General features: G+C 27.9%; 1 protein-coding gene. It reads right to left on the bottom strand.

Annotation, left to right across the window (positions count from 1 at the left end):
* Positions 1-225 precede the first annotated feature (225 nt).
* On the bottom strand, positions 226-420 hold a 195-nt coding region (locus R0J87_RS18620; RefSeq protein WP_498888054.1), incomplete at its 5' end, for a hypothetical protein.

Here is a 420-nt window from a genome sequence, read left to right on the forward strand (position 1 = left end):
TAATTCTTCTTCAATCTGGCTTTGTTTGGACTTTTCTTGTGCTGCTATATCAAGATAAATATCTTCAAGTATCTTATTCAGTACTAATACACTTTCACTTAGGTCAAACGATTGTAGTTATAAGAATCAACCTATTCAAATTGAAAAGTTAAATAAACCAAAAAAGCACTATAGAATTTTTAATCTAAAGTGCTTTTAGAATAATGCGTTTAGCTATATTGAGTTCTACAATATTAATACAAGTTCTCTTTCTAATTCCTCTAGTTTATTTTCATCCCATACTTCCATCATATAATATTCGTTTGTTAAATCTACTGTGGCTAAAGCTTTTTCAAAAAACTTTTCTGCTTGTATAACTCTATCTGGCTGTTTTCCTTCCATAACTATAATGAATTTTATATTTAAAGAATGTTTAGGTGC

It is taken from the genome of Halomonas sp. SIMBA_159 (assembly GCF_046536035.1).
In the GTDB taxonomy this organism is placed as follows: Bacteria; Pseudomonadota; Gammaproteobacteria; order Pseudomonadales; family Halomonadaceae; genus Vreelandella; species Vreelandella venusta_A.